The organism is Citrobacter sp. wls826, assembly GCF_005281245.1.
GTDB classification, from domain to species: Bacteria; Pseudomonadota; Gammaproteobacteria; order Enterobacterales; family Enterobacteriaceae; genus Citrobacter; species Citrobacter braakii.
Map to the genome: position 1 here is coordinate 111442 of NZ_SZWS01000054.1, position 3864 is coordinate 115305.

The following is a 3864-nucleotide window of genomic DNA, read 5'->3' on the forward strand; positions in this document are numbered from 1 at the left end:
CCGCTACCGGCAATGCCCGTAGTGCTTTTGAAGCGCCGATGATGGTCAGCGTGATTGATGCCACCGCGCCGGAAAACCAGACCGCCAGCTCAGCAGCCGACCTGTTGCGTACGGTTCCGGGCCTGACCCTTGACGGCACCGGTCGCACTAACGGCCAGGACGTGAATCTGCGCGGCTACGATCGACGTGGCGTTCTGGTGCTGGTTGATGGCGTTCGTCAGGGAACCGACACCGGACACCTGAACAGTACCTTCCTCGATCCGGCGCTGATCAAACGCATCGAGGTCGTCCGTGGCCCTTCTGCACTGCTGTACGGTAGCGGCGCTTTAGGTGGAGTGATCGCCTATGACACTGCGGATGCCAAAGATCTGCTGGAAGCCGGACAAAACAGCGGTTATCGCGTGTTCGGTACCGCGGCAACCGGCGATCACAGCCTCGGTATGGGCGCCAGCGCGTTTGGTCGCACCGATACGCTGGACGGACTGCTTGCCTGGTCCAGTCGCGATCGCGGTGATTTGCGCCAGAGCGACGGTACTACGGCACCAAACGACGAAGCGATTAACAATATGCTGGCGAAAGGCAGCTGGAAAATTGACAGCGCCCAGACGCTGGCCGGCTCGCTGCGTTACTACAACAATGACGCCCGTGAACCTAAAAACCCGCAAACCAGCGCAGCGGATGCCACCAGCAACCCGATGACCGATCGCTCAACCATCCAGCGCGACGCGCAACTGACCTACTCGATTGCTCCAGCAGACAATGACTGGTTGAACGCGGATGCCCGCATCTACTGGTCCGAAGCACGCATTAATGCGCAAAACACGGATAACACCGGCGAGTTTCGCAAACAAACCACCAAAGGCGGCAAAATCGACAACCGCAGCCGCCTGTTTACCGACTCTTTTGCATCTCATTTGCTGACCTACGGCGGGGAATACTATCGTCAGGAACAACAGCCAGGCGGCGCAACCACCGGTTTCCCGGAGGCAAAAATCGATTTCAGCTCCGGTTGGCTACAAGATGAAATCACCCTGCGCGACCTGCCGGTTACGCTGCTGGGCGGTACCCGTTATGACTCTTATCGTGGCAGCAGCGACGGCTATGAAGATGTCGATGCCGATAAATGGTCGTCCCGCGCCGGGCTCACCGTTGCGCCAACCGACTGGCTGATGCTGTTCGGTTCATACGCTCAGGCCTTCCGTGCGCCGACCATGGGCGAGATGTATAACGATGCGAAACACTTCTCGATTGGCCGTTTTTACACCAACTACTGGGTGCCAAACCCTAACCTACGCCCGGAAACCAACGAAACCCAGGAATACGGATTTGGCCTGCGCTTTGACGATCTGTTGATGGCGAGCGATGCGCTCGAATTTAAAGCCAGCTATTTCGACACCAAAGCGAAAGATTACATCTCCACCAGCGTCGACTTCGCCGCCGCGACAACCATGTCCTATAACGTACCCAACGCCAAAATCTGGGGCTGGGACGTGATGGCGAAATATTCCGCCGATCTGTTCAGCCTCGACATGGCCTATAACCGTACGCGCGGCAAAGATACAGACACCGGCGAATACATTTCCAGCATTAACCCGGATACCGTCACCAGCAAACTGAACGTACCGGTTGCGCACAGCGGTTTCTCCGTTGGCTGGATAGGTACATTTGCTGACCGTTCAACGCATATCAGCAGCAGCTACACGAAACAGCCCGGTTATGCGGTAAACGATTTCTACGTGAGCTATCAGGGCCAACAAGCGCTGAAAGGCATGACCACCACGCTGGTACTGGGCAACGCCTTCGACAAAGAGTACTGGTCGCCGCAGGGCATTCCGCAGGATGGTCGTAATGGCAAAATTTTCGTGAGTTATCAGTGGTAATCACTTTTCCCCGGTTCGCCGGGGCAGCAATCTGGAAGGAAGAGACAATGAATCATTACACACGCTGGCTGGAACTGAAGAAAGAAAATCCTGGCAAATACGCACGTGATATTGCGGGATTGATGAATATTAGCGAAGCCGAACTGACCTTCGCGCGCGTCGGTCATGACGCCTGGCGCTTACGGGGCGAAGTGCGTGAAATCCTCGGCGCACTGGAAGCCGTCGGCGAAACCAAATGTATATGCCGCAACGAATATGCGGTGCATGAGCAGGTTGGTGCGTTTACCAATCAGCACCTGAACGGTCATGCCGGACTGGTACTCAATCCGCGCGCCCTCGACCTGCGCCTGTTCCTCAATCAGTGGGCAAGCGTGTTCCATATCAGCGAAACAACCGCCCACGGCGAACGTCAGAGCATTCAGTTCTTTGACCATCAGGGGGATGCGCTGCTGAAGGTCTATGCCACACAGAATACCCTCATTGAGGAATGGGCTGCGTTGCTGACCCGTTTCATCTTCGCTGAAAACCCGCCTCTGGCGCTGCAACCCGCCCCCCCTTCTGCTCCAGCCACCGTCACGGTCGATGCGCAGACCGTTGATCAAGAGTGGCGAGCCATGACCGATGTACACCAGTTCTTCGGTCTGCTGAAACGCCACGATCTCACCCGCCAACAGGCGTTTAACCTGGTGGGCGACGATCTGGCCTGTAAAGTCGCAAATAGCGCTCTGGCGCAGTTACTCGACACCGCGCGCCAGGATGGCAATGAAATTATGGTCTTTGTGGGTAATCGTGGCTGCGTACAGATTTTTACCGGTGTGATAGAAAAACTGGTGCCGATGAAAGGCTGGCTGAATATATTCAACCCGACATTTACCTTACACCTGCTGGAAGAGAGCGTGGCAGAAACATGGGTAACGCGCAAACCGACCGCCGATGGCCACGTCACCAGTCTGGAACTGTTTGCTGCCGACGGCACGCAAATCGCCCAGTTGTATGGTCAACGAACGGAAGGTGAACCGGAGCAGACGCAATGGCGCGCGCAAATTGACGCACTGACGCCGAAAGGGCTGGCCGCATGAAAAAACTGCTGGTCCTGATTGCGCTACTGCCCATCGTAGCGCTGGCTGCGTCCAGGGAACGGGTTGTTGCTCTCGGTGGCGATGTCACCGAGATTGTATACGCACTGGGAGCACAGTCTTCCCTTGTGGCGCGAGACAGCACCAGCCAGTGGCCTGAAGCAGCAAACGCCCTACCTGATGTCGGTTATTTGCGCCAACTCAACGCTGAAGGGATCCTTGCCACCCGCCCTACGCTGGTCCTTGCCAGCGCGCAGGCGCAGCCCTCTCTGGCGCTAAAACAGCTCGAACAGAGCAACGTCAGGGTTGTGACGATCCCGGCAAGCAACGAGCTTAACGTGATTGATGAAAAAATTCGCGTCATCGCCGAAGCCACCCATAGGGAGGCCGATGGCGAAACGCTGCGCACCCGCTTCCGTCAGGAACTGGCGGCGCTGCCGTCATCTGAACTTAACAAACGCGTGCTGTTTATTCTCAATCATGGCAGGATGACCGCGATGGCAGCGGGCCAGCAAACTGCAGCCGATGCGGCTATTCGTGCCGCCGGTTTGCGCAACGCAATGCAGGGCGTTAACCGCTATCAGCCGCTGTCGCAGGAAGGTGTCATTGCCAGCCAGCCCGATCTGGTGGTGATTTCACAGGACGGCGTTAAGGCGATGGGTGGCGAAGATAACCTGTGGGCGCTGCCGGGCCTGGCGCAGACGCCTGCCGGACGAAATAAACAGGTATTGCAGGTTGACGATATGGCGCTGCTCGGCTTTAGCGTACGCACGCCGCAGGCCATTTTGCAGCTTCGCGCTAAAGCTGAGCAATTGCCCTGATGTCGCGACGTATCCGTTGTTCTTTATGGACACTCGCACTCATGTTGGTCGTGATGACAATTATGGCTACCGGTTTTGGCGCGTTGC

3 protein-coding genes are annotated in these 3864 nt (G+C 56.9%); all 3 read left to right on the forward strand.

Annotated elements, in window-relative coordinates:
- Positions 1 to 1880: TonB-dependent hemoglobin/transferrin/lactoferrin family receptor (locus tag FDW87_RS14545; RefSeq protein ID WP_252363191.1), on the forward strand; the 1880-nt coding region annotated here is incomplete at its 5' end.
- A gap of 47 nt (positions 1881 to 1927) precedes the next feature.
- Positions 1928 to 2959 carry a hematinate-forming heme oxygenase ChuS gene (chuS, locus tag FDW87_RS14550; protein ID WP_016152880.1) on the forward strand — a complete coding sequence of 344 codons (1032 nt, stop codon included), beginning with the start codon at positions 1928 to 1930 and terminating at the stop codon, positions 2957 to 2959.
- The gene (locus FDW87_RS14555) at positions 2956 to 3777 is read left to right on the forward strand and encodes a hemin ABC transporter substrate-binding protein (protein WP_137379881.1); all 822 of its coding nucleotides are present in this window, start codon (positions 2956 to 2958) and stop codon (positions 3775 to 3777) included. Before chuS ends, FDW87_RS14555 begins: the two co-directional genes overlap by 4 nt.
- The last annotated feature ends 87 nt before the right edge of the window (positions 3778 to 3864 follow it).